The following is a 25,472-nucleotide window of genomic DNA, read 5'->3' on the forward strand; positions in this document are numbered from 1 at the left end:
TGGGGACTTAGATTCGAACGATTTTGACTATAAGGAGAGGCACTCAATGCCAACACGTTCCCCCACTGAATACCAAGAGCCGCCCAAGCCGGAAAAGGCCTGGTATCAATATGATATTGAACAAACGCTGCAGCATCTGAACAGCCAGCAGCAGGGCCTGAGTGAACAGGAAGCCGCCGAACGGCTGAAGAAGTTTGGCCCCAATGCCCTGCCGGAGCAGGCAGGCAAAAGCGCCTTTATGCGCTTTATTGCCCACTTTAACGATGTACTGATTTATATTCTGCTGGCCGCTGCCTTCCTTAAAGGCATTATGGGCCATTGGATCGATACCGTGGTTATTCTCTGCGTTGCCGTGATCAATGCCCTTATCGGCTTTGTGCAGGAAAACAGTGCTGAGAAATCACTGAAAGGCATCAAAAATATGCTTTCCAGTCAGGCGATTGTGGTGCGTGACGGAATTAACCACACGGTGAATGCGGAAGATTTGGTTCCAGGGGATATCGTGTTATTGCGCCCTGGCGATAAAATTCCCGCCGATCTGCGGTTATTGGAATCCCACAACCTACAGGTTGAAGAAGCCATCCTGACCGGTGAATCTAGCGTGGTGTCAAAACAGACCGACGCTATCCCTGATGAAGTGATGATTGGCGATCGCACCAACCTGCTGTTCTCCGGTACCACCATCAGCGCCGGGAATGCGAAGGGCATTGTTATCGCAACCGGCGGCTATACCGAGCTCGGCCACATCAGCGAGATGATCTCCACCGTTAAGACCCAGCGCACCCCGTTACTGCAACAGATGGACCGTCTGGGCAAAAACATCTTCATCCTGATCCTGGTGATGATGGTATTGCTGTTCATCTTTGCTTTCACAATGCGGGATATGCCGCTCGGTGAGCTACTTGTCGCGCTGATCAGCCTGGCGGTAGCCTCGGTGCCCGAAGGTCTGCCCGCTATCATTTCGATTATTCTGTCCTTGGGCGTGCAGTCGATGGCCCGCAACCGCGCGATTATCCGTAAGCTGCCGACGGTGGAAACCTTGGGTTCCATGACGGTGATCTGCTCGGACAAGACCGGCACGCTGACCATGAACGAAATGACGGCGAAAAACGTCATCATGGCCGACCATGCCTTCCGCGTTGAAGGGGAAAGCTATGAGCCGGTCGGTGGTATTTTCTTTGCTGACAGTAACAAACCGGCACAGGTCCATGAAATCCCGCCGTTGGCACAGTTCATTACTGCGATCACTTTGTGCAACGACAGCCAGGTAAAGCAGGATGACAGCGGCCGTTGGCTGGTCACCGGCAGCCCGACGGAAGGCGCATTGAAAGTGCTGGCGATGAAGGCCGGCTTAGCGATCGGCGAAACACGTCAACTAGCTAAAATTCCGTTCGACTCCAGCTACAAATATATGGCGGTACGGAGTCAGGTCGCGGGCAAAAACCAGGTGTTCCTGACCGGTGCGCCAGACGTATTGTTCTCACTGTGTGAATTCGAACTGACCGACTCGGGCATCCAACCCTTCCGCCTCGGATACTGGGAAGCGGAAATGTCACGCTTCGCCGAGCAAGGTTTACGCATGGTTGCCGCCGCCAGCAAAACGACGCCAGACGGCGAAGTGGAACTGGATCACGGCGATATCCGCCAGCAGATGGTGTTTATCGGTATCGCTGGCGTGATGGATCCACCGCGTCCTGAGGCGGTCGCCGCCATCGCCGAATGCCAGCAAGCGGGGATCCGCGTGAAGATGATCACCGGCGATCACCAGAAAACGGCAATGGCCATCGGTGCCATGCTGGGAATTGGTAACAGCCAGGATTCCATCACCGGTTCCGAACTGGAACACATGGATGACCAGGCGCTGGCAGAGGCCGCCGTGCGCTACGATATCTTTGCCCGTACCAGCCCGGAACATAAGCTGCGTCTGGTTAAAGCGTTGCAGGATAAAGGCGGCGTAGTGGGGATGACCGGCGACGGCGTCAACGATGCACCCGCGTTGAAACAGGCTGACGTTGGCATCGCGATGGGGATCAAAGGTACCGAAGTCACTAAGGAAGCCGCCGATATGGTGCTGACCGACGATAACTTCGCCACCATCGCCAGCGCGGTAAAAGAAGGCCGTCGTGTCTACGATAACCTGAAGAAAACCATTCTGTTCGTACTGCCGACCAACCTGGCGCAGGGCCTGCTGATCATCATCGCCATTCTGGCCGGTGCCATGCTGCCACTGACGCCAATCCAGATCCTGTGGATGAACATGGCGACCTCGACCACCCTCTCCTTCGGTCTGGCCTATGAGCCTGCCGAAAAAGGGTTGATGCACCGCAAACCAAGGGTGCCGGGCAGTAACGTATTGGATCTGCATGCTATCTGGCGTATCGGCTTCGTCGGGGTGTTGATCGCCATCAGCGCCTTCGCGCTGGAAGCCTGGATGGCACCGCGTGGCTACAGCAGCGAGCTGATCCGCACCGTACTGCTGCAAACTCTGGTCACCGCACAATGGGTTTACATGTTCAACTGCCGCACCGCAGATCGCTTCCCGCTCAACCGCCAACTGTTCCTGAATAAAGGCCTGTGGTTGGTGAGTGGCGTGTTGTTACTGCTACAGATGGCCATCATCTATCTGCCGTTTATGAACTCGCTCTTTGGCACCGCGCCGCTGCCGCTGTTCTACTGGGGCGTGACGCTAATGATCGCCATTGCGCTGTTCCTGATTGTGGAAGTAGAGAAATGGGTGATCAACCGCATAAAAGCGAGCCGCAAAACTCTGGTATAATACCGCCGACTAGACAGTCTTAACTTGAACGCCTGGCATGACTCTGCCGGGCGTTTTTATATTGCAAAAATAGTCCTAGGAAAAATCTTATAAAAGCGCGCATAAAGCGCACAGTAAACATCTCTTATACTACAATCCGCATCCAAGACGGTCCAGGTAGTATCATGGCTTGTATGTGGTTAAGCTTTTTCCCTCTAGACCAGATTCAATTTATTTAGTATCAGAGTGCCGTGCCACCAAGCCGGCCGTAGGCGGAAATGGCGGATGATGATGTCGATAATGGCCAGATGGTTGGCAAGCAGGACGCAGGGTTTACACTGGAACCCGATCCGTTCGCGTCGCATTTTGCCGATCCTGCTGCTGGCGCTGTTGACGTCTTGCAGCGTGGCCAGGGCTGATACGCAAGATCCCGACCAAAAACGCAGTCATGCCGTTACCACCATGGTGGTGGGGATTATCAGCTATGCGCGTTGGCCCGCCCAACCCGACCCAATCCGCTTATGCGTGACTGCGTCTGCCGAGTATGCTGAAGGTCTGTTCGACCCGGTATTGCTGACGGCCCCGCGGCCAATTAAAGCCCTGCGGATTGAATTGTCAGACCCGCAACTGGCGACCAGTTGCGATGTGGTGTATTTGGGCGAGGTTAATACCGAGCAAAAACAAGAGTTCATCAATCGGATCACGGGTCACTCGATCCTCAGCATCAGCGAAAAGGATATGGAATGTGCTGTTGGCAGTGCCTTTTGTTTGCAAATCAGCAACGATCAGACGGGTTTTAAAGTGAATCTGGATGCCCTGGCGCGCAGTGGCGTGCGTGTTCACCCCAACGTGCTGCAGTTGGCGCGCAAAAAGGTGCCGCAGCTATGAGCCTGTTACGCAGTAAAGGGTCTACCCCATCTCGCCCTACGCTGGGCCAAGTCCTGCAACGGATGAACCTGAGCCTGGCGCTGATCGCCGTTGGTACCGCGGGGATCTTCCTGACGCTGCTGGCAATGTTTGCCTTGCGCGCTTACGCCAATCATAACCTGCATCTGATCGCCCGCTCGATCAGTTACACCGTTGAAGCTGCGGTGGTGTTTGAGGATCGCCCCGCCGCTCGCGAAGCGCTGATGCTGATCGCCTCCAACGAAGAGGTTTCGGAAGCCAAGGTCCTGGATAAACAGGGAGTTTCCCTGGCCAACTGGAGTCACTCAACGGATGGTGCATTACATGGTCTGGAGCAGTTGGTCGCCCACTGGGTCTTGCCGGAAGCGGTAGTATGGCCCATCACCCATGAAGGTAACCAGATCGGGCTGGTATGGTTAACTGGCAGCGGCAACAGCCTGTTGAGATTCCTGATGCGCGGCATGGTAGGTATGCTTGTCTGTCTGGCGCTCAGTACAGTGTGCGCCTTGGTGCTATCCCGTAGAATGCTCACTGGGATCGTAACCCCCTTGGATGATATCACCAACGTGGCCCATACGGTGCGGCGCGATCGATCTTTCGATCTACGTGTGCCTTCCGCCCCTATCGCCGAACTGCACGAACTGAGCTGCGATTTTAACTGCCTACTCGATGAGATCGAAGCCTGGCAGGCTCATCTGCAGCAAGAGAATGATGCATTAACCCATCAGGCCACCCACGACAGCCTGACCGGGCTGCCAAACCGCGCCTTCTTTGAAAACCAGTTAGGCCGCGCGTTGACGGAACTCGAACACGATGAAAATCTGGCGGTACTGTTTATCGACGGCAATCATTTCAAGGAAGTGAATGATAACCACGGCCACGCTGCCGGTGATACCGTATTGATCACCATCGCAGAACGGCTGCGTAGCAGATTGCGCAAGCACGATCTGGTTGCCCGGATGGGAGGCGATGAGTTCGCCATCCTGCTAGCACCGCTCAGCAACACCGACGATGTGTTACCGATTGCCGACAATATCATCGAGTGTATGCAGCAACCTATTGTGTTGCACAATAAGGAAACCGTGCTTGCCGCGCTGAGTATCGGCATCGCGTTTTATCCCGAACATGCCTCTACGCCTCAGGATCTGCTTCACGAAGCCGATGATGCGATGTATCGGGCAAAACATTTGTCCCACGGAGGCTGGCGGTTAGCGATGCGCAAATAGCGCCAGCACCGAGTCTCAATTAACCCTAAGAGAAAAAATCAATGTTACAGCAAAATTTTAAACGCTCTTTTTCCCTACTGACGTTAATGTTTATTGCCTTGCTCACGCTGGCAGGCTGCCAGAGCAAACCGCAGGGGCTGACGGCAGCGCAGATCGCCTTGCTGCAGGCTCAAGGGTTTAAACTGACCGATAACGGTTGGGAATTCGGTTTTTCCGACAAAGTGCTGTTCGGTAACAACGTCGGCAAGCTAAGTCCTCAAAGTACCGAAATCGTCGAGAAGATGGGCCGCGCACTGCTGAGCGTAGACATCACGCAATTCCGCCTGGATGGGCACACCGATAACTACGGCGAAGACAGCTACAACGACCAGCTTTCTCTGCGCCGTGCCAACGCGGTGGCCGATGTACTGGCCGGTGTCGGCATCCCACGAGCCAATATCACCACTCGTGGTATGGGTAAACGCCAACCGGTTGCCAGTAACGCGACCTCCAGTGGTCGCGCCGAAAACCGCCGCGTAGCGATCGTTGTCACCCCCTGAGCTCCCCCCTCACCCTAGCCCTCTCCCACAGGGAGAGGGGACCGAACGTGCCACAATTTAACTCCCGCATCTGGCCTCAACACGGGCGCAACATGCAGCGCCCCTACGCAGTGCCACATAACCTACCGATGGCGCTGAACTAGCTCCCTCTCCCCGTGGGATAGGGTTGGGGTGAGGGCCAATAGCGGTTATACTTGGCGATCGTCGTAGGGGATCTGGGATCCGGTGCTGAAACGGGCTACACTCGTGCCGCCAGACATCCTATAAAAACTGATTAAGAGGCTCAGAGCAACGTGGCTCAATACGTCTATACCATGCACCGCGTCGGCAAAGTGGTACCGCCGAAGCGTCATATACTGAAAAACATCTCCCTGAGTTTCTTCCCTGGGGCAAAAATTGGCGTGCTGGGCCTGAACGGTTCCGGTAAGTCCACCCTGCTGCGCATTATGGCCGGCATCGATACCGATATCGAAGGGGAAGCTCGCCCACAGCCGGGCATCAAGATCGGCTATCTGCCGCAGGAACCGCAGCTTAATCTGGAGCACAGCGTTCGCGAGTCGGTAGAAGAAGCCATGGCCGAAGTGGTCGGTGCCCTGAAACGCCTTGATGAAGTGTACGCACTGTACGCCGAAGAAGGGGCTGACTTCGACAAGCTGGCCGCTGAACAGGGCCGCCTGGAAGAAATCATTCAGGCCCACGATGGCCACAACCTCAATACCCAGTTGGAGCGTGCCGCCGATGCATTGCGCCTGCCGGAGTGGGACGCGAAAATCGCCAACCTTTCCGGTGGTGAGCGCCGCCGCGTAGCGCTGTGCCGCCTGCTGCTGGAAAAACCAGACATGCTGCTGCTGGACGAACCGACCAACCACCTGGATGCCGAATCCGTGGCCTGGCTGGAACGCTTCCTGCACGACTTCGAAGGCACCGTAGTGGCAATCACCCACGACCGTTACTTCCTGGATAACGTGGCCGGTTGGATCCTCGAGCTGGACCGTGGCGAAGGCATTCCGTGGGAAGGTAACTACTCTTCCTGGCTGGAGCAGAAAGACGCTCGCCTGGCGCAAGAAGCCTCAACCGAAGCCGCTCGCCGCAAGTCGATCGAGAAAGAGCTGGAGTGGGTACGTCAGGGTGCCAAAGGTCGTCAGTCCAAGGGCAAAGCCCGTCTGGCACGCTTTGAAGAGCTTAACAGCACCGAATATCAGAAACGTAACGAAACCAACGAACTGTTTATCCCACCGGGCACCCGCCTGGGCGATAAAGTGGTGGAAGTTAACAACCTGCGTAAATCCTACGGCGACCGCCTGCTGATTGAAGACCTTACCTTCTCGGTACCGAAAGGGGCCATCGTCGGCATCATCGGCCCTAACGGCGCGGGTAAATCTACGCTGTTCCGCATGATGTCCGGTCAGGAACAGCCTGATTCCGGCAGCATCGTGCTGGGTGATACCGTCAAGCTGGCCTCGGTCGATCAGTTCCGCGATAGCATGGATAATTCCAAAACCGTGTGGGAAGAAGTTTCCGGCGGCCAGGACATCATGCGCGTGGGCAACACCGAAATGCCAAGCCGCGCCTACGTAGGCCGCTTTAACTTCAAAGGTGTCGATCAGGGCAAACGCGTGGGCGAACTGTCCGGTGGTGAGCGTGGTCGTCTGCATCTGGCCAAGCTGCTACAGGTTGGCGGCAACGTACTGCTGCTCGATGAACCGACCAACGACCTGGATATTGAAACCCTGCGCGCGCTGGAAAACGCCCTGCTGGAGTTCCCAGGCTGTGCGATGGTGATCTCGCACGACCGTTGGTTCCTCGACCGTATTGCTACCCACATTCTGGACTACCAGGATGAAGGCAAGGTGGAGTTCTTCGAAGGCAACTTTACCGAATACGAAGAGTACAAAAAACGTACCCTGGGTGCCGATGCGTTGGAACCTCGCCGTATCAAGTACAAGAAAGTCACCAAGTAACATCGGCTAGACTTTCTACGCTCTCAAGCCCGCATGCGCGGGCTTTTTATTGCCCCCAATCCAGCGCCAGAGCATAGTCCACAAAGACCGGATGCTGGATCACCACATCGATAAAACAGGCCAACGCCGGTGAATTCAGCTTGCGACTCGGGTAAACCAGATACAGCTCGTTGCCCTCAGCCTGCCACTCTGGCAACACTTCCACCAATTGCTTTTGCGCCACCACCTCACGGCTGAGGAACGCGGGTAACAGCGTAATACCTGCCCCCAAAATGGCACACTCACGCGCATACAGCAGATTATCGGTGGTATTGCGCAGCGGCAGTTGCCAACGGTAATACTCCTCACCACGGCGCAGGATCCAGGCGGGCCAGGATCGGTGAGCAATACAAAGGTGCTGCTGTAACTGCTGTGGGTGCAGCAAAGGCGGGTGCTGGGCCAGATACTCCAGTGAAGCCAGCAAATAGCGGGGAGCATGCCCCAGCCGGCGGCCAATCAACGAAGAATCCTGCGGCCTGCCGGTACGCAATGCCGCATCAAACCCCTCCTGCACCATATCCACCATGGCATCCGACACCGACACTTCCAACGACACATCCGGGTACTGGCGTTGAAAATCCGCTACCAGACGCGGCAACAAGGTTGCTCCCAACCCGGCAGGCGTCGAGATACGGAGGCGACCGCTGGGGTTGTCGCGCAACCGCTGCAAGGCCAGATCGGCACGTTCGGCAGCCGACAGCATCTCCTGGCAATGTTCAAGATAACGCTCACCGGCAAAGGTCAGGTTTAGCTGGCGGGTGGTGCGGTTGAGCAAACGCAGGCCAAGCTTTTGTTCCAGTTGGCTGACTCGTTGGCTGACGCTGGATTTGGGCAAACCAGCCCGATTGGCTGCTGCGGTAAAGCTGCCGCACTCGGCCACCAGCGCAAACAACGCCATATCCTGTAACTGCTTGAACATTATTGTTCACCTCAGACGAACACTTAGTTAGTTATTGTCCATCTTATCACTCCACTCCCCAAGGTCTACACTGTGTCTATTCTTGTTAAGGAGCACAGTTATGTTAATCAAAGCGATTGCCGTCGATCCAAAAAATCCAGCCAGTTTTATCGAGATCACCCCAGAGAAACCCACACCAAGCCAATTCGATCTGCTGGTGGCAGTGAAAGCCGTTTCCGTCAACCCGGTAGATACCAAGGTTCATGCAGGCCTGCAAAAGAATGGCTTACAGCAGCCACGCATTCTCGGTTGGGACGCCAGCGGCGTGGTAGTTGAAGTCGGCAGCAGCGTTAGCGGTTTTAAGCCGGGCGATGAGGTGTGGTATGCCGGGGACATCACCCGTCCGGGCAGCAACAGCACCCATCAGCTGATTGATTCCCGTATCGTGGCGCATAAACCTGCCAGCCTGAACTGGGCGCAGGCCGCTGCGATGCCGCTGACCGCGCTCACCGCTTGGGAAGCCTTGTTTGAACACCTGCATATTCAGCATGCCGATGCTGGCAAAACGCTGTTGATCATCGGCGGTGCCGGTGGCGTGGGGTCGCTGGCGATCCCTCTGGCAGCACAGCGTAGCAAGGTGAAAGTCATCGCAACAGCCTCTCGCCCGGAATCTGCGGCCTGGTGCCGCGAACGTGGCGCTGAGTTGGTGGTGGATTATCGTGATCTGAAAGCTAATCTGGCCAAGGAGGGCATTGAGCACGTGGATTACATCCTGTGCCTGAACGATACCGACGGTCACTGGCAAGCCATCAGCGATCTGATCGCCCCGCTCGGCCATATCTGTACCATCGTCGAGAACAGCCAACCGCTGGATCAGAATGCGTTGAAGCTGAAAAGCGCTGCGCTGCATTGGGAGTTTATGTTTACCCGCAGCATGTTTACCACGCCGGATATTGCCCAACAGGGGGAGATACTCAAACAGGTGGCGCAATTGCTCGATGCTGGCAAACTGAGCACCACGCTGAGCGAAACGCTACAGGGGCTGACGGTAGACACTTTGACCGCCGCTCATGCCAAGCTGCTGGATGGGCATATGCAGGGTAAGTTAGTAATAACTTACTAAGTTGATGGGGGTGATTGGTAAATTCTATTACTTTGATATTTCGAGGATATCCCCCTCACCCCAACCCTCTCCCATAGGGAGAGGGAGCTGTTCTGGAGTCGCTATTTGGTAAAGGAGTGAGTTTGTAGCACCATCCTCTGGCATTACACCAATCGGCTGGCATCCGCCGCTAACAGTTGCTGCACCAGCTCAACACAGCGCAAGAAGCGTTCCTCGTAATCGCTCGACTCAACGTGCACATATTCGATGTTATTGGCGTGCAGCATCTCTTCCAGCAGATACTGAAACGCCTTGCGATCGACTGGGCTACCCAGGCTGCGTAAGCCGTCGGCCACCCAAGGGGTATTATTTTCCAACAGGATCACCAGATCGAAACGGTATTCGTCGATCAACGCCTGCACGAACGGATGCTCCCGCCCTTCATACTTCTTACAGAACGCCTGCGTGGTAACGAAGTCGGTATCGATAAAGGCCACTTTATTGGCGTATTTGACCGCAAAGTCCACGTATTGGGCCTGCCCAAGCGCAATCTTGTCGTAATCGGAATACTGCAACGCCATCTCGTCACCGCCCAGGTGGGAGAACACGTAGTCACGGCCATATTCCCAGGCGCTGGTGGTGTTGAAGATGTTAGCCAGCTTGTTGACCAGCGTGGACTTGCCGCTGGACTCACCGCCCAGGATCGCCACCGTACGCACAAAGAACGGCTTTACCTCGGTGGGGATATAGTCCCAATAACGGAACGGATCCCGGCGGATCTGGCCACCACTGATATTCATAAAGGAGCGTTGCGGATCCACCAGGATGGTTTCAATCCCCAGATGTTCGCGGTAACGGGGGGCGTCCAGCTCTTCGCTGGAGTAGATAAAGCTCGGGACGATACCCTTTTGCTCCATAAAGCTTTTCACGCCGTTGCTCCACACGTCCCAGCCGTGCGGGTAAGGCTCGATGCCCTTTTCGTCGAAAGAGTGAATGTGGATGTTTTTCTGGTACTTAAAGGTCTGTAACAACCAACGCAGGCGATCGCTGACCGTCGGCTGTTGCGACATCGAGCTGTTCTCAAACAGCAGCAGATCGCGCGGCTCATCGTGGCACAGGATCACATGTAGCTCGTCGACCTGGCTACAGGCGCGCTGGATCAGATAGATATGGCCGGTATGCAGCGGGTAAAATTTACCAAACACCACGCCGACTTTCTTTTCGCGGCGCGGGAATTCCAGCCCCAGGAAACGGTGCAGGGCTTCCAGCTTCTGCGCGCTCGGGCTTTTGATTTTGTCGTTCAGCAGTTGGCTGAGGTAGCCTTTGGTCATGCTACTGGCATCGGCTACCTGCTGTAAGGTACATCCCTGTTGCTTAATCGCTGCTTTAAGATAATCGAACTGCCGCATAACCCCTCCCGTTTATTATGCTAAACAAAATAGCATATTCCGCGCAGCGGGCGGCAATTAATAAAACTGCTCCAGCACGTCCAGCGCATCCGCCAGCTTCTTGACGCCAAACACCTGCATATTGGCCGGTGGTTTCTTCGGCACGTTGGCGTGCGGCACAATCGCCCGCTTGAAGCCGTGCTTGGCCGCTTCGGAAATACGCTCCTGGCCGCTCGGCACCGGGCGGATCTCCCCTGCCAGCCCCACTTCGCCAAACACCACCAAATCGTTAGGCAATGGGCGATCGCGCAGGCTGGAGACCAACGCCAGCAGCAACGCCAAATCGGCGCTGGTTTCGCTCACCTTGACGCCACCCACCACGTTGACGAACACGTCTTGGTCGGACATCTGCAAACCACCGTGACGATGCAACACCGCCAACAAGATCGCTAACCGGTTCTGTTCCAGCCCCACGGCAACCCGGCGTGGATTAGACATCATCGAGTGATCCACCAGCGCCTGGATCTCAACCAACAGCGGTCTGGTGCCTTCCCAAACCACCATCACCGAACTGCCGGAGGTCACTTCATCACCTCGGCTAAGGAAGATGGCGGAAGGGTTACTCACCTCACGCAATCCCTGCTCGGTCATGGCGAACACGCCCAGCTCATTGACCGCGCCAAAACGGTTTTTGTGGCTACGCAGCGTACGGAAACGAGAATCGGCATCACCATCCAGCAATACGGAACAGTCGATGCAGTGTTCGAGGACTTTCGGCCCGGCCAGCGAGCCATCTTTGGTGACGTGCCCAACCATCACGATTGCCACGCCACGGGTTTTGGCAAAGCGGGTCAGATAGGCCGCCGTTTCGCGCACCTGCGCCACGCTGCCGGGTGATGACTGGATATCCGCCATATGCATCACCTGGATCGAGTCGATGACCATCAGCCGCGGCTGCTCCTGCTCGGCGATCAGGCAGATCTGCTCGATGCTGGTTTCCGACAGCATGTTCAGGCCACCGGTCGGCAAGCCGAGACGATGGGCACGCATCGCCACCTGTTGCAGCGACTCTTCGCCGGTGACATACAGGGTTTTCATCTGCTCGGCGAGTTTGCACAGCACCTGTAGTAACAGCGTACTTTTACCTGCACCGGGGTTGCCGCCGATCAGGATCGCACTGCCCGGCACTACGCCGCCGCCCAGTACGCGGTCAAATTCAACAAAGCCGGTAGAGAAACGAGGCAACTCCTGCAGACTGATGTCCGAAAGCTTTTGCACCTTGCTGATGCCGGCATCGCCCGCATAGCCGCTACGTTCGCTGCGGGCAGCGGAAGAGGAGACCGCAGCCAGGCGCACTTCTGTAATGGTGTTCCAGGCCTGACAGGCGCTGCATTGCCCCTGCCAGCGCGGATAGTCAGCACCGCATTCATTACAGACAAATGCCCGTTTTACTGCTTTTGCCACAACTTACCTCACTTCGTGTTTCAAACTGCCGCAGAGCACACAGAGCACTCCCAGCAGATCGGCATGGCGGATCGAGACCTGCGCTTTCTCATAGACCTTAGGCTTGGCGTGATAGGCAATGCCCAGCCCGGCAACCTGCATCATTTTCAAATCATTGGCACCGTCGCCGATCGCCACGGTTTGCTGTAATGGGATCCCCAGCTTCTCAGCCAGCGCCACCAGAGTATCAGCCTTGAATTGCGCATCCACGATCGGCCCCAGCACTTCGCCGGTCAGCTTACCATCACGGATTTCCAGCTCGTTGGCGGCCACGGCCACCAGTTTGAGCTTGTCACGCAGGTACTCGGCATAATAGGTAAAACCGCCGGAGGCAATGGCCACGTGCCAGTCCAGCGCCTGCAACTTGCGCACCAGGCTGGTCAAACCAGGCATCAGCGGCAATTCGTCACGTACCTGCTTGAGGATATTGGCATCGGCCCCTTTCAACGTGCCTACGCGTTGGCGCAGGCTGGCGGTAAAATCGAGTTCGCCACGCATTGCGCGTTCAGTCACTTCACTGACCTGCTCGCCGACGCCAGCCAACTTGGCGATTTCGTCAATGCACTCAATCTCGATCGCCGTCGAGTCCATATCCATCACCAGCAAGCCCGACTTGCGCAGGTTGGGGATCTTGCCCAGCGGGGCAACGTCCAGCCCGCTTTCGTTCGCCAGCAGTTTGGCGCGGGCAGACAGCGTCCCCGCCAGGCGAACCACCTGATAATCTTCCACCGCCCAGGCCGTCACGATCACCATTGCGGCACCCAGCTTGCGTTGGAACTGTGTAATGCGCTCTTTATCCAGTTCTCTGCCATATAGTAGCCAACCGGTATGGCCCGCCCGATAATCCAGCGGCATGACTTCGTCACCGCTCAATGAAAGAGGCAACCCCGGCCATTGAGAGATCTCAGCGGGGAGATCGCAATAGGTCAGACTATTTGGCATCCTTAGCTCCTGAATTACACTGCATGATAAAACGACGCATCAAGCTATCCTATCGCCATTGCTTCTGGCAACATAAAGTGTCCCATACCCCAAGGAAGCCTTATGGCTAAAGCTAAACTGAAATTCCGCCTGCATCGCACCACGATCATCCTGATTTGCCTGGCGTTGCTGGTGCTGTTGATGCAGGGTGCCTCCTATTTTAGCCTGAGCCATCAAATGGCGCGATCGGAACAGGTCGAAGAGTTGGCACAAACGTTGACTAAGCAAGTGGCTTTCACTCTATCACCGCTGATGGACGACGACAGCGACATAGACAATCAGCAGGTTGAGCGCATTCTCAAGCAGTTGACCGATCACAGCCGCATTTTGGACGCCAGCGTCTATCAGTTGGACGGTACCCTGATTGCCCATTCCGGCGAACAGATCAGCGTACGCGATCGACTGGCGCTGGATGGCAAACGCGCGGGCAGCTACTTCAACCACCAGCTCGTGGAGTCAATCCAGGGCAAAGATGGTCCGCTAGGCTTTATCCGCGTAACGCTGGATACCCACGTACTTGCTACCGAATCCAAGCAGGTGGATAACACCACCAACCTATTACGCCTGATGATCCTGCTGGCGCTGGCCATTGGTATTATTCTGGCGCGCACCCTGTTGCAAGGCCGCCGCAGCCGCTGGCAACAGTCGCCGTACCTGTTAACCGCCAACACACCGCTGGCAGAAGGAAACACGGTAGACGATGGCGAAGACGAAAAACCGGCAGAGCAGGAAGAGAGCAAAAAAGAGTAAGCTAGGCCAGGCGCTGAATGCGATCATTCAGCGCCTGTAGCTGTGCCAACATTTCACTAGCGATGGCCCGGAACGATTTACTGATCTGCGGGTGCTCAGCCGTCAGTTGCCAGAATACCAGAGCCATCCGTTCCGCTTGCCGCCAAATAATACCGCTGACTTCATTGCCCAATCTGATTTCCAACGCCGTTTGTCGCATATTGCCACTATTGGCCGGGGCAAACGTCATCGGCAACATGTCATACAGCGGAGCCAACATCGTTGGCCACTGTTCCGTACGCAAGAACGATAAATTCCCCTGATGCATATCACTGTTGGCAATCAACCGGCCAAATGCCCAAAACAGGCAGATCGCCTGACAAGTGTGGTGAGCGATGATCTTCTGCTGCAATAACCTTTCCGCTGCCGTGACCCAGTTGGCACCACCGCTGCCGCTAAATTCGGCATCAAGCGCCTCCAGTGAAACGAGCCCGACTCGGCCATGCTCGCCAATGCGATCGAAGCGTACACTTTCCAAAAAACATTGCCGGTCATCACCAAACAGCACTCTTGCAGGCGCAGCAAACAATCCGGACTCGGCGACCACTTGCAACGCCAATGACTCAGCGATCAATAAGTCGCTCCAGCGCTGTGCGACAGGATTGTTGGGTATAGCGCTGAACTTCACCAGCACATGGCGGCAGCGATCGCTTGCCAGTTCAGCATAGGTCGTAAACTTGGGCTGCTCGCCACCGGCAGAAGAACCAATCAGTTCCCCCGCTAGTGCACGTGCAGCCAGCGTAGCGTAATGCTTGGTCTTGTCAGCCATCGGCACCGGAATTGCAGCCGCGCTCGTTACCCAGCGCTGATAACTCTCTGCGCCCGGCAACAGATCGCCACTCATATCCTCACCATAGTGACACAGCGCCAACAGACGCTGCTCCTCATTCCACTGCTGGACGTCTTCCGGCAACCTAAGCTGTCGTGCAACGGCTTTCCCCCAGGCTCGGCCAAGAAAACCTATCGGACGCAGATCATTCAGATACCAAGGTAAACCATCGAACAGGTGCCACTCGCCGTTTTGCTCATTGAGCACCGCGCAATTGTCAGCCGGAAAGATCGGATAGAGCGTGGCAAACAGATGCGCCTTACCCAACTTATCGATTTGATACAGTGGGAAGTGGGAATCTCCTCCTACCTCGCGTCTGAGAGCATAGCGCGTAGCACGGCCTCTACCGATGGTCAGCACTGTCCCCGCCAAATCGCGGAGACGCCGCGATAGCGTGGGTTGGCTAATGCCCAACGCGCCAATCAATTGGTAGGACGTAGCAGGGCCATTACGCAAAATTTGCTCTACATTGCTCATCGGTGAATAGATCCGTGAATAGAGTAATAAATAGAGTATTAGCGCTAATTAGCGGAAAGGTAAAGGATTGGCGATGGAGATGGCTGTCAGGGTGAATAGATAAATAGGGGGCGCAGCGTGCTACGCCCCCGAGGTCATTACGCTTTGTCGCCCAGCAGGACAGATTCCAGCGCGATAACGATCATCTCGTTAAAGGTGGTCTGGCGCTCGGCAGCGGTGGTCTGCTCGTGACGCAGGATATGGTCAGAAACGGTACAGATGGTCAACGCCGTGCAACCGAACTCTTCATACAGCTCTGCGGCCACGCCGTAGATGCCTGCTGCTTCCATCTCTACGCCCAAGATGCCGTACTTCTTCATTACCTGGAACATATCTGGATCTGGCGTATAGAACAGATCGGCGGAGAAGATGTTACCTACGCGCGCCGGGATGCCCTGTGCGGCCGCAGCGTCTACCGCGTTACGCACCATGTCAAAATCGGCAATCGCCGCGTAGTCATGGCCTTTGAAACGCATGCGGTTAACCTGAGAGTCGGTGCAAGCGCCCATGCCGATCACCACGTCACGCAATTTGACGTCGTCACGCACCGCGCCACAAGAACCGACACGGATGATTTTCTTCACGCCAAACTCGGCAATCAGTTCACGTGCATAGATAGAGCAGGATGGGATACCCATACCATGGCCCATCACCGAGATTTTACGGCCTTTGTAAGTACCGGTGAAACCCAACATGCCGCGCACGTTGTTCACTTCCACCGCGCCTTCCAGGAAGGTCTCTGCGATGAATTTTGCCCGCAGCGGATCCCCTGGCATCAACACTACGTCTGCGAAATCACCCATCTCAGCATTAATATGTGGCGTAGCCATAGTCACTTCCCTCAATTCAGGTAAAAAAAGACGCTGGCTTGCAGGCCAGCGTCATCAAAAGCGGTATTAGAACATTGATTTGCCGTAATCCATCGGTGACAGGCCAAAATAGTTGGCGACGGTCTGGCCGATGTCGGCGAAGGTTTCACGATGCCCCAGTGAACCTGGTTTGACTTTCGGGCCATAGACCAGAACCGGGATATGCTCGCGGGTGTGGTCGGTGCCAGGCCAGGTTGGGTCACAGCCGTGATCAGCGGTGAAGATGATGATGTCATCCCCTTTAACCAGTTTCAGCAGCTCAGGCAGACGGCGGTCGAACAGCTCCAGCGCAGCGGCATAGCCTGCTACGTCACGGCGGTGGCCGTAAGAGGAGTCGAAATCAACAAAGTTGGTGAACACGATGGTGTTGTCACCGGCTTTTTCCATCTCGACCAGGGTGGCGTCGAACAAAGCGTCGATCCCGGTGGCTTTCACTTTCTGGGTAATGCCCACGTTGGCATAGATATCGGCAATCTTACCGATGGAAACCACTTCACCGCCCTTCTCATCCACCAGCTTTTTCAGCACGGTAGGAGCCGGCGGCTCAACGGCCAGATCGTGACGGTTGCCGGTACGTTGGAACTCACCAGGCTTGTTACCCAGGAACGGACGGGCAATCACACGGCCGATGTTGTAGCCGCCTTCGGTCAGTTCTTCACGCGCGATCTCACACAGCTCGTACAGACGATCCAGGCCGAAAGTCTCTTCGTGACAGGCGATCTGGAATACCGAGTCCGCAGAGGTGTAGAAAATCGGCTTGCCGGTTTTCATGTGCTCTTCGCCCAGTTGATCCAGGATCACGGTACCGGAGGAGTGGCAGTTGCCGAGGTAGCCCGGCAGATTGGCACGCGCGACCAGCTTATCCAGCAGTTCCTGCGGGAAGCTGTTGTGCTCATCCGAGAAGTAGCCCCAGTCGAACAATACCGGCACACCGGCAATTTCCCAGTGGCCTGACGGGGTATCTTTACCGGAGGAAAGCTCGCTGGCATGACCATAAGCACCGATGATTTCAGCGTTTTTATCCAACCCTTCCGGGAACTTGCCGGTGGATTCTTCCGCCGCTTTGCCCAGACCCAGACGGCTCAGGTTTGGCAGGGTCAGCGGGCCGCTACGGCCCACGTTGGCTTCGCCACGCGCACAGGCAGCAGCAATATGGCCAAGCGTATCCGAACCTTCATCGCCAAAGCTTTTGGCATCTTCACTCGCGCCAATGCCGAATGAGTCTAATACCATAATAAATGTACGTTTCATCATACTCTCCTGCGTATTCACGCTGAGGGCGACAGCGAAAAGGCCGCTGCCACGCCTGATTCTGTAGACCGGGGTTATTCCGTGATGCGTTTGTACACCACCGGCGTGACTTCTGGCGCTTTATCGCCCAGCGTCATCGCTTCGCGCACTGCATCTGCCGCCTGCTGCCAGCTCTCTTCGTCGTTGGCATGGATCACCGCCAACGGACGCTGGGTATCGACATTGTCGCCCAGACGAGCCATCTCGGTCAGGCCAACGCTGTAGTCGATGCTGTCGGTCGCACGACGGCGGCCACCGCCCAATGATACCACTGCCATACCCAGTGCTCGGGTATCCATTGCGGTAATGATACCTGGTTTTTCGGCATAAACCGGCTTGGTTAACGTCGCGGCTGGCAGATAGCTGCCGTAACGCTCGATAAAGTCGCTTGGGCCTTTCTGTGCTGCGACCATACGGCCAAAGATTTCCGCCGCTTTGCCGTTATCCAGCACCGTTTGCAGTTTGGCACGTGCGTCAGCATCATCGGTAGCCAAGCCGCCAGACAGCAACATTTCCACGCTCAGCGCCATGGTCACTTCCAGCAGACGTGGATTGCGATATTCGCCAGTCAGGAAGCGCACCGCTTCACGCACTTCTACCGCATTACCCGCGCTGGATGCCAGCACCTGGTTCATATCGGTCAGCAGCGCGGTGGTTTTGCAACCGGCTCCGTTGGCCACGCCCACGATCGCCTGTGCCAGATCGGCAGACAGTTGGTAAGTCGGCATAAAGGCACCGCTACCGACCTTAACGTCCATCACCAGCGCATCCAGCCCTTCGGCCAGTTTCTTCGCCAGAATAGAGCCGGTGATCAGCGGGATGGAGTCGACGGTCGCGGTAATATCACGCGTAGCGTAGAAACGCTTGTCCGCCGGAGCCAGTGAGCTGGTCTGGCCGATAATCGCCACGCCCACATCTTTGATAATCTTACGGAATACGTTGTCGTCTGGGAAAATATCAAAGCCTGGGATCGCTTCCAGCTTGTCCAGCGTACCGCCAGTGTGGCCCAGGCCACGGCCTGAGATCATCGGTACGTAACCGCCACAGGCTGCCACCATCGGGCCAAGCATCAGCGAAGTAACGTCGCCCACGCCGCCGGTGGAGTGTTTATCGACAATCGGGCCGTTCAGTGACAGGCTTTTCCAGTCCAGCACCGTGCCGGAATCACGCATTGCCATGGTCAGCGCGACGCGCTCTGGCATGGTCATGTCGTGGAAATAGATGGTCATCGCCAGCGCGGCAATCTGCCCTTCCGACACCACGTTGTCACGAATGCCATTAATGAAGAAGCGGATTTCGGCTTCGCTCAACGGTTGCCCGTCACGTTTTTTACGGATAATTTCTTGTGCCAGGAACAAAGTAGCCCCCTGTTTTGGATAAATCGTGATTCGATACGTCTGTGCGCCGCGTTAACGGGGCCGCTTGGCAGCCCCAACGCAACCAGGCGTGAGAGAAAATCAGTAACCGTTGCCCGCAGCTTGGGTGCTATGCCCCAGCGTGGTCAGCAGGCTGGCCAACAGGCTTGACGCGCCAAAGCGGAAGTGACGAGCATCGGCCCAGCCTTCCCCCAGCAGACGTTCAGCGAGTTGCAGATACTGTTGAGCATCTTCTGCGGTGCGCACGCCACCGGCTGGCTTGAAGCCAACGGTTTTACCGACGCCCATATCGCGGATCACGGTCATCATCAACTCAGCGCTTTCCAGCGTGGCGTTGACCGGCACCTTGCCGGTAGAGGTTTTGATAAAGTCAGCCCCGGCCTTGATGGAGATCTCGGAGGCTTTACGGATCAGTTCCGCCTGCTTCAGTTCACCGGTTTCGATGATCACTTTCAGTAGTACGTTGGCAGCGGCACAGACCTGCTTGCACTGTTTGACCAGCTCAAAACCCACGCTTTCGTTACCGGCCATCAATGCACGGTAAGGGAAGACCACGTCAACTTCATCGGCACCGTAGGCGATAGCCGCACGGGTTTCCGCCACGGCGATGTCGATATCATCATTGCCATGCGGGAAGTTGGTGACGGTGGCGATACGGATGTCCGGCGTCCCCTGCTCACGCAGCGTTTTGCGGGCAATCGGGATAAAACGCGGATAGATACAGACGGCGGCAGTGTGGCCTGCCGGGCTGTTCGCCTGACGACACAACGCGATCACTTTCTCGTCGGTGTCATCTTCGTTCAGCGTGGTTAAATCCATCAGGTTCAGCGCGCGTTGCGCTGCTGCGGTTAATTCGGTCATAAAACTCTCCAACTGAGCAATCTGATGTTGGCGAGCGGACTTGGTTCCTTGAAGATAGCGCGCAGGATGGTGTTCCCACGCCAGCAACTGAGATCCTTCTCACCGCACATAGCCCTTCGATATTGAATAGCCGACGGACGCATTTGAACACGATCAGTCTGGCATATTTGTGTTCTGATTCACACTACACACGATAGCACTGTAACAGGACTTAATTATATGTGAAGATCATCACAAAATAACGCGATATTGTTCACATATTCACTAAAGAGACGGTGGTCAGCAGGCGAATGCCCGTTTTGCAGGCAACCAGACTCAAAAAGTAGCGGGCGCAGCATGCCGCGCCCCTACGAATTCAGCATCAGTGCCAAGGCACTTTAAAGCCTGGTTGTTGGTGCCAAGTATAGCTTACAACGCCAGGAAGAAACCGGCGATGGTGGCGCTCATCAGGTTGGATAAGGTGCCGGCGGTCACCGCTTTCAAACCGAAGCGGGCAATGTCGTGACGACGATTTGGTGCCATGCTACCCAACCCACCCAGCAGGATCGCCACGGAAGACAGGTTGGCAAATCCGCACAGCGCAAAGGAGATGATTGCCTTGGTGTGTTGTGACAGCACCTGTAGTCCTTCAGCAGCCACCACATCGTCGGGACGCAGATAGGCACCAAAGTTCATGTAGGCGACAAACTCGTTAACGATCACCTTCTGGCCGATAAACGAACCGGCCACCATCGCTTCACTCCAAGGCACCCCGATCAGGAAGGCGATAGGTGAGAACACCCAGCCCAGGATCAGTTCCAGTGACAGTTGCGGGTAATCGAACCAGCCACCGATGCCGCCAAGAATGCCGTTCAGCAGCGCGATTAGCGCGATAAAGGCCAACAGCATCGCCCCAACGTTTAACGCCAATTGCATACCGGAAGCAGCACCCGAGGCAACAGCGTCGATCACGTTGGCCGGACGGTCTTCCTCGGCGATCAGCTTCATTGCGTCGGCTCGGTCCTGGGTATTCTCGGTTTCCGGCACCATCAGTTTGGCGAACAACAGCCCGCCTGGGGCAGCCATAAAGGAAGCGGCAATCAGATATTCCAACGGCACGCCCATCTGCGCGTAGCCCGCCAGCACGGAACCGGCGACCGAAGCCAGGCCACCGCACATCACGGCAAACAGTTCAGACTGGGTCATGGTGGCAATATAAGGGCGTACCACCAGCGGCGCTTCGGTCTGACCAACGAAAATGTTGGCCGTGGCCGACATGGATTCGGTACGCGAGGTGCCCAACAGTTTCTGCAAACCGCCACCGAGGATCTTGATCACTAGCTGCATGATGCCCAGATAGTAGAGCACGGCGATCAGTGAGGAGAAGAACACGATCACCGGCAACACACGCAGTGCGAATACAAAACCGCCGCCGCCGAACACTTCAAACATCTTGTCGGAAACCAGACCGCCAAAGATGAACGAGATACCTTCATTGCCATAGGCGATAACGTTGGCGACCCCTTCCGACATGCCGCCAAGAATACGACGCCCTACCGGGACATAAAGCACCAGCGCGCCAATGCCAATCTGGATGATAAACGCGCCGAGTACGGTACGCAGTTTAATAGCGCGTCGGTTGCTGGAAAGCAGCACAGCAATGGCGATCAACACCACCATACCGACCAGGCTCATGAAGAGTTGCATACGAGTATGTCCCTGTTGCGAAGAAGAAATGCCCCCGGCCAACGAGCTGAAACGGGTTATCCAGGGGCGATAATGGGACGCAATTATACTGAGGGAGGCGGGATGAGACTCGTCTGATGTCACAAATATATACAAGTGGAAGCAACTCAAAACCTAATAACGTGACGAAAATCACGTTATAACTTAAGAGTATGAATTTAATGCAAACAGCGATTGGCTATTTTGTTGTAGCTGCCCGGCAATTTCATCGGCAGATTCAGGCCGCAGCTGGCAAAGCACCTGGAACACTTCCGCAGCCCGTTCTGGCCGGTTCGGCTCCCCCTGATAACCCGCCAACGGCATGTCCGGCGCATCGGTCTCCAGCAGCAGTGCGGTCAACGGTAGCTGCGCCATCACCTGACGAGTCTTCTGCGCCCGCTCGTAGCTGATCGTCCCCCCAACGCCAATGTAATAACCCAGACGTATAAAGGCCTGTGCCTGAGCCAGGCTACCCGCAAAGCCGTGCACCACCCCACGGCGCGGCACCTCGCTACGGCGCAATGCGGCGGCCAACTGATCGTGGCTGCGGCGAGAATGCAGGATCACCGGCAGATCATACTGCTTTGCCAGCTTGAGCTGCGCTTTGAGCAACGTCTGCTGGCGCTCAAACTGCGGCTCCGCCATAAACAGATCCAAACCAATCTCCCCCACCGCTACCAGTTTCGGTGGTTTGCTGACCAGGAAAGCGGCCAGTTGCTCCAACTGTGCATCATGGTGCTGGGCGATATACAACGGGTGTAGTCCCAGTGCGGCAAATAGCGGAGCATGTTCGCGCGCCAGTTTGAGGATCCGCACAAAGCGATCGGCGGTTACCGCAGGCACAATAATTTGCTGCACCCCGGCTTGGGCAGCCAGTGTCAGGCTCGCCGCTTCATCACCGCTAAAAGGGGGGAAATCAAAGTGGCAATGGGTATCGGTAAAGGCGTAACTCACAGCGCCTCTCCATCACCCGGAGGGATCTCGCCGGGCAGGATGATTTTTGGCGTGGTCAACGGTGTTTCAGGCTGCACGCCATGACTCAGCGGGTTGACCACATCGGTGATAATCGGCGAAGGCATCCGCACCTTCTCCGGCTGGATCAGACGACGCGAGAGCGGCTTTTTCACCTTCATGCCATCCAGCTTCTCCTGCTCCAACAGCCAGTGGCCAACCGTCGCCAGAAAATAGCGCCCACAGCGGCGGCCCAGATGATAATCGCGATTCAGCGCCGGCAAACGGCTGCCGAGCGCGCTACTTGCCAGCGGCTTAGGCGGGAATATCTCAAAGATGCGCAGTTTGCCGGGCGGCTTTTCAATAAATTGCTGGATGCGTAAATAGCTCTGCTCGTGGTGCTGTAATACTCGCACCATGTGTTGCAGGCTGCTTTCACCCAGCCAGTGTTCCATGCGTTTCATCCACTTCGGGGTATATACCATCTGTGAAGGGACGGTACGGATCACCACGATGGTATCCGCCCCACGGCGATAGGCCTCTTCCACCGGGATGGCATCGCTGATGCCGCCGTCCTGATAGCTGATACCGTCCAGCTCTACGCCCATGCGGTAGAAACCTGGAATGGCGCTGGATGCCTTGATCGCCGGTAACCATTTATCCCGTGTCGCAGGGAGATAAACCGGTGCAAAGTCATCGCTGCGGCAGGCACACATCAGAAATTCACGGCCATTGCCCAGTTGCTGCTCCGCCACATCAAAGGCCAGCGGCAACTGTTGCGCAGTGATATCCAGTAACCAATCGAGATCGATAAGATGCCCACCGCGCACAAAGCGCAACGGGTTGAAGAAATTGGCAGAGGTGGTGTAACGGGTGATCACCCGCCGTGCATAGCCCATCTGGCCACAAACAAAGGCCGAGAGGTTTTGTGCACCGGCAGAGGTGCCGATCATCAGATCAAAAGGGTTAAAGCGGGCACGCTGGAATTCATCCAGCACGCCTGCGGTAAAGATACCGCGCTGTCCGCCGCCCTCGCACACCAGCGCCATTTTACCAGGCCGGTATGGTTTATACGCTAGGGGTTCAATATTACCGAGCGTGATGGGTATTCTATATCCCAACCCCGTATCCTCAATGTGGCCGTTTTCCCGAGGATACCTCTTCTTGCTCTCTTCCGTAATCTTCTTGTAATACGCCAGAGAGGCAGTCATTGCTCCCTGCCAGCCACAGGCCGTCATTGCCGGAAAACTCCGCCCATGCCTGCCATACCTGGCCTTTCAGCTGTTTCCAACGGCCAACAATGATGTCGCTATTCATAACTGACCTCCTGGCGCCAAGAAAAACAATCAAGTTTTGTTACAGTTTAGGGAGACGCTAAGGGCGCCGACGGCCGGTAAACAGGCTGACCAGGAACAGGATTATCCCTACCACGAACACCACTTTGGCGGCCCAGGCAGCAGTACCTGCCAACGAACCAAAACCCAGTGCTGCGGCGATCAATGCAATAACTAAAAATATAATGCCCCATCGAAACATAAGCCTCTCCTTACCAAGGTGATAAAAATTTCGCGTTCGGCTCGCCCCTGTTTGGGTGCGGCTTAAAACTGCGGATTATTCTCTTTCTGGTGGTACATCCCAGGCATTACGCCTGGGAGTCTTAGCTTACTGTTACTGACGATTAAGGTTTGATTGCCAGATCGTTCTTGACGCTTTTCACGCCATCAATGGCTTTGGCAATACTTTCGGCACGGTCAGACTGCGCCTGGGTTTTCACCTCACCGGAAAGCTGTACCACACCATCGGTGGTTTCCACTTTCACGTTGCGTGAAGGTACGATGTCATCGGCCAGCAGTTTGGCTTTCAGCTCGCTGGTCGTGGCGGTATCACCGGCATAAGATTTCGCCGATTGGGTCGCCTCATCTTTCACGTGCAGCTTATCGCTGACGGATTTGACCCCTTCAACCCGGCCTGCGACTTCAACCGCTTGCTCGGCCTGAGCCTGTGTGGCGACAAAACCGCTCAACATAACCACACCTTTTTCGGTTTTCACCGAGATGTCGGTGCTTTTGATGGCTTTCTCGTCAACCAGCGCACTTTTAACTTTAGCCGTTATGGCGCTGTCATCCATATAGTTGTCGACTTTTTTCATAGAGCTATCGATTTTGGCACCAGTACTATCAACGACGCCGGATGCTTTGTTCATCATGGTTTCTTCAGCCAGGGCCGAACCACTAACCAATACCGAACCCAAAACGACTGCCATCAGCGAATGTGCAAACTTGGTATTTTTCATCGATCTCTTCCTTCTTGTTGTAGAACCCCAAATTGCTGTGGGCTCTTGTGCCGCTAGAGTGCGGCTAACTCAAATGAATACTTCACGAAATCTATACAATCAACGTTCACGACCGGACTATTGCTCTACGATTACCGCTACGATGAATACTTTGCAATGCGCGTGCCAAGTTAAAAACACCGTTAAAAATCAACAACAACAAAACAATCGAGTAACAATTAAGCGTAAAACTGTCGTCTATTGGAGACATTTAGTCGCTGGTTTGGGATCCTCATCACTATCTTATTGATATTGCTCAGATAGGACTGTCTCCGATCGGCAACACTACCGAATAACTCTCTAAATTATGTGCCTACAACAGTGTTTTACGCTCAGATGTCGCGATGCACCCTGATAAATATAGACCATCAGCGAAAACTTGCCGCCAGATCGCAAAAAATGTTGTTCGATTCAAGCGAATAGATTGGTGAGGAGGGTTTAATAATTAGCAAGATGAGAGCATTTGACTGTAGCAATAGCTAACCTTCTCCCCTCACCCCAGCCCTCTCCCAAAGGGCGAGGGAGCTAGTTCAGCGTCGTCGGCAGGTTATGTGGCTCTGGGTAGGGGCACTGCATGCTGCGCCCGTGCTAAGGCCAGATTCAGGAGTCCATGGGTTGCACGGTCAGTCCCCTCTCCCTGTGGGAGTGTACAGACCG

22 protein-coding genes are annotated in these 25,472 nt (G+C 55.5%); 7 read left to right on the plus strand and 15 right to left on the minus strand.

Translation table 11 applies throughout. The features are described from left to right. Window positions 1-46: 46 nt before the first annotated feature. The 5 genes from U869_RS0121540 to ettA all read left to right on the plus strand — a co-directional run bounded on the left by U869_RS0121540 (window position 47) and on the right by ettA (window position 7,387). Window positions 47-2,776: a cation-transporting P-type ATPase gene (locus tag U869_RS0121540; RefSeq protein ID WP_025120426.1), complete on the plus strand. Its 2,730-nt coding sequence runs from the start codon at window positions 47-49 to the stop codon at window positions 2,774-2,776. A 279-nt stretch (window positions 2,777-3,055) separates the two neighbouring features. Beyond that, on the plus strand, window positions 3,056-3,643 hold the full coding sequence (locus U869_RS0121545; RefSeq protein WP_369795060.1) for a YfiR family protein: 588 nt from the start codon (window positions 3,056-3,058) through the stop codon (window positions 3,641-3,643). Continuing rightward, on the plus strand, window positions 3,640-4,887 hold the full coding sequence (locus U869_RS0121550) for a diguanylate cyclase domain-containing protein (RefSeq protein WP_025120424.1): 1,248 nt from the start codon (window positions 3,640-3,642) through the stop codon (window positions 4,885-4,887). The genes U869_RS0121545 and U869_RS0121550 overlap by 4 nt, the downstream gene beginning before the upstream one ends. A gap of 41 nt (window positions 4,888-4,928) precedes the next feature. Then, the gene (locus U869_RS0121555) at window positions 4,929-5,426 is read left to right on the plus strand and encodes an OmpA family protein (RefSeq protein WP_025120423.1); all 498 of its coding nucleotides are present in this window, start codon (window positions 4,929-4,931) and stop codon (window positions 5,424-5,426) included. Window positions 5,427-5,719: 293 nt separating this feature from the next. Next, the gene (ettA, locus tag U869_RS0121560; protein ID WP_025120422.1) at window positions 5,720-7,387 is read left to right on the plus strand and encodes an energy-dependent translational throttle protein EttA; all 1,668 of its coding nucleotides are present in this window, start codon (window positions 5,720-5,722) and stop codon (window positions 7,385-7,387) included. Between the two features lie 46 nt (window positions 7,388-7,433). Here ettA and U869_RS0121565 read toward each other — a convergent pair whose 3' ends face one another. Then, window positions 7,434-8,345 carry a LysR family transcriptional regulator gene (locus U869_RS0121565; protein WP_029987423.1) on the minus strand — a complete coding sequence of 304 codons (912 nt, stop codon included), beginning with the start codon at window positions 8,343-8,345 and terminating at the stop codon, window positions 7,434-7,436. Between the two features lie 100 nt (window positions 8,346-8,445). Between U869_RS0121565 and U869_RS0121570 the strand changes: the two genes are divergently transcribed. Next, on the plus strand, window positions 8,446-9,447 hold the full coding sequence (locus U869_RS0121570; protein WP_025120420.1) for a zinc-binding alcohol dehydrogenase family protein: 1,002 nt from the start codon (window positions 8,446-8,448) through the stop codon (window positions 9,445-9,447). A gap of 143 nt (window positions 9,448-9,590) precedes the next feature. On the opposite strand, the gene nadR is transcribed toward U869_RS0121570, so the two are convergent. From nadR to serB, 3 genes are read right to left on the minus strand one after another with little or no spacing between them, the layout of a single operon-like run. Next, window positions 9,591-10,835 carry a multifunctional transcriptional regulator/nicotinamide-nucleotide adenylyltransferase/ribosylnicotinamide kinase NadR gene (nadR, locus tag U869_RS0121575; protein ID WP_025120419.1) on the minus strand — a complete coding sequence of 415 codons (1,245 nt, stop codon included), beginning with the start codon at window positions 10,833-10,835 and terminating at the stop codon, window positions 9,591-9,593. Between the two features lie 57 nt (window positions 10,836-10,892). Further along, on the minus strand, window positions 10,893-12,278 hold the full coding sequence (radA, locus tag U869_RS0121580) for a DNA repair protein RadA (protein ID WP_025120418.1): 1,386 nt from the start codon (window positions 12,276-12,278) through the stop codon (window positions 10,893-10,895). A 3-nt stretch (window positions 12,279-12,281) separates the two neighbouring features. Further along, complete coding sequence (gene serB / locus U869_RS0121585; protein ID WP_025120417.1) at window positions 12,282-13,259, minus strand: phosphoserine phosphatase; 978 nt, start codon at window positions 13,257-13,259, stop codon at window positions 12,282-12,284. A 102-nt stretch (window positions 13,260-13,361) separates the two neighbouring features. On the opposite strand from serB, the gene U869_RS0121590 reads away from it, so the two are divergent. Then, on the plus strand, window positions 13,362-14,048 hold the full coding sequence (locus U869_RS0121590; RefSeq protein WP_025120416.1) for a YtjB family periplasmic protein: 687 nt from the start codon (window positions 13,362-13,364) through the stop codon (window positions 14,046-14,048). Window position 14,049: 1 nt separating this feature from the next. Here the strand turns inward: U869_RS0121590 and yjjJ are convergent, their stop codons facing one another. The 11 genes from yjjJ to osmY form a co-directional block, all read right to left on the minus strand. Continuing rightward, complete coding sequence (gene yjjJ, locus U869_RS0121595) at window positions 14,050-15,393, minus strand: type II toxin-antitoxin system HipA family toxin YjjJ (protein WP_025120415.1); 1,344 nt, start codon at window positions 15,391-15,393, stop codon at window positions 14,050-14,052. 137 nt (window positions 15,394-15,530) lie between these two features. Then, window positions 15,531-16,262, minus strand: a complete 732-nt coding sequence (deoD, locus tag U869_RS0121600) for a purine-nucleoside phosphorylase (RefSeq protein WP_025120414.1) — start codon at window positions 16,260-16,262, stop codon at window positions 15,531-15,533. A gap of 66 nt (window positions 16,263-16,328) precedes the next feature. After that, window positions 16,329-17,552: a phosphopentomutase gene (gene deoB, locus U869_RS0121605; RefSeq protein ID WP_025120413.1), complete on the minus strand. Its 1,224-nt coding sequence runs from the start codon at window positions 17,550-17,552 to the stop codon at window positions 16,329-16,331. 74 nt (window positions 17,553-17,626) lie between these two features. Next, entirely contained in the window at window positions 17,627-18,949 is a 1,323-nt protein-coding gene (gene deoA, locus U869_RS0121610; RefSeq protein WP_025120412.1) for a thymidine phosphorylase, read from the minus strand. A gap of 99 nt (window positions 18,950-19,048) precedes the next feature. After that, window positions 19,049-19,828 carry a deoxyribose-phosphate aldolase gene (deoC, locus tag U869_RS0121615; protein ID WP_025120411.1) on the minus strand — a complete coding sequence of 260 codons (780 nt, stop codon included), beginning with the start codon at window positions 19,826-19,828 and terminating at the stop codon, window positions 19,049-19,051. A 408-nt stretch (window positions 19,829-20,236) separates the two neighbouring features. Then, window positions 20,237-21,502: a NupC/NupG family nucleoside CNT transporter gene (locus tag U869_RS0121620; protein ID WP_025120410.1), complete on the minus strand. Its 1,266-nt coding sequence runs from the start codon at window positions 21,500-21,502 to the stop codon at window positions 20,237-20,239. A gap of 195 nt (window positions 21,503-21,697) precedes the next feature. After that, entirely contained in the window at window positions 21,698-22,486 is a 789-nt protein-coding gene (locus U869_RS0121625; RefSeq protein ID WP_025120409.1) for a TatD family hydrolase, read from the minus strand. Next, window positions 22,483-23,604: a patatin family protein gene (locus U869_RS0121630; RefSeq protein ID WP_025120408.1), complete on the minus strand. Its 1,122-nt coding sequence runs from the start codon at window positions 23,602-23,604 to the stop codon at window positions 22,483-22,485. The genes U869_RS0121625 and U869_RS0121630 overlap by 4 nt, the downstream gene beginning before the upstream one ends. A 10-nt stretch (window positions 23,605-23,614) precedes the next feature. After that, complete coding sequence (locus U869_RS0121635) at window positions 23,615-23,800, minus strand: CsbD family protein (protein ID WP_024485503.1); 186 nt, start codon at window positions 23,798-23,800, stop codon at window positions 23,615-23,617. A gap of 57 nt (window positions 23,801-23,857) precedes the next feature. Continuing rightward, window positions 23,858-24,019 carry a DUF1328 domain-containing protein gene (locus U869_RS31025; protein ID WP_004933089.1) on the minus strand — a complete coding sequence of 54 codons (162 nt, stop codon included), beginning with the start codon at window positions 24,017-24,019 and terminating at the stop codon, window positions 23,858-23,860. Between the two features lie 142 nt (window positions 24,020-24,161). Continuing rightward, on the minus strand, window positions 24,162-24,776 hold the full coding sequence (osmY, locus tag U869_RS0121645; protein ID WP_025120407.1) for a molecular chaperone OsmY: 615 nt from the start codon (window positions 24,774-24,776) through the stop codon (window positions 24,162-24,164). Window positions 24,777-25,472 lie beyond the last annotated feature (696 nt).

This window comes from Serratia sp. H1w (assembly GCF_000633355.1).
Taxonomy (GTDB): domain Bacteria; phylum Pseudomonadota; class Gammaproteobacteria; order Enterobacterales; family Enterobacteriaceae; genus Chania.

Coding starts and splice junctions, on each gene's coding strand:
- U869_RS0121540 (WP_025120426.1), top strand. CDS start 47: ATGCCAACACGTTCCCCCACTGAATACCAAGAGCCGCCCAAGCCGGAA.
- U869_RS0121545 (WP_369795060.1), top strand. CDS start 3,056: ATGGCCAGATGGTTGGCAAGCAGGACGCAGGGTTTACACTGGAACCCG.
- U869_RS0121550 (WP_025120424.1), top strand. CDS start 3,640: ATGAGCCTGTTACGCAGTAAAGGGTCTACCCCATCTCGCCCTACGCTG.
- U869_RS0121555 (WP_025120423.1), top strand. CDS start 4,929: ATGTTACAGCAAAATTTTAAACGCTCTTTTTCCCTACTGACGTTAATG.
- U869_RS0121565 (WP_029987423.1), bottom strand. CDS start 8,345: ATGTTCAAGCAGTTACAGGATATGGCGTTGTTTGCGCTGGTGGCCGAG.
- U869_RS0121570 (WP_025120420.1), top strand. CDS start 8,446: ATGTTAATCAAAGCGATTGCCGTCGATCCAAAAAATCCAGCCAGTTTT.
- nadR (WP_025120419.1), bottom strand. CDS start 10,835: ATGCGGCAGTTCGATTATCTTAAAGCAGCGATTAAGCAACAGGGATGT.
- serB (WP_025120417.1), bottom strand. CDS start 13,259: ATGCCAAATAGTCTGACCTATTGCGATCTCCCCGCTGAGATCTCTCAA.
- U869_RS0121590 (WP_025120416.1), top strand. CDS start 13,362: ATGGCTAAAGCTAAACTGAAATTCCGCCTGCATCGCACCACGATCATC.
- yjjJ (WP_025120415.1), bottom strand. CDS start 15,393: ATGAGCAATGTAGAGCAAATTTTGCGTAATGGCCCTGCTACGTCCTAC.
- deoD (WP_025120414.1), bottom strand. CDS start 16,262: ATGGCTACGCCACATATTAATGCTGAGATGGGTGATTTCGCAGACGTA.
- deoB (WP_025120413.1), bottom strand. CDS start 17,552: ATGAAACGTACATTTATTATGGTATTAGACTCATTCGGCATTGGCGCG.
- deoC (WP_025120411.1), bottom strand. CDS start 19,828: ATGACCGAATTAACCGCAGCAGCGCAACGCGCGCTGAACCTGATGGAT.
- U869_RS0121620 (WP_025120410.1), bottom strand. CDS start 21,502: ATGAGCCTGGTCGGTATGGTGGTGTTGATCGCCATTGCTGTGCTGCTT.
- U869_RS0121635 (WP_024485503.1), bottom strand. CDS start 23,800: ATGAATAGCGACATCATTGTTGGCCGTTGGAAACAGCTGAAAGGCCAG.
- U869_RS31025 (WP_004933089.1), bottom strand. CDS start 24,019: ATGTTTCGATGGGGCATTATATTTTTAGTTATTGCATTGATCGCCGCA.
- osmY (WP_025120407.1), bottom strand. CDS start 24,776: ATGAAAAATACCAAGTTTGCACATTCGCTGATGGCAGTCGTTTTGGGT.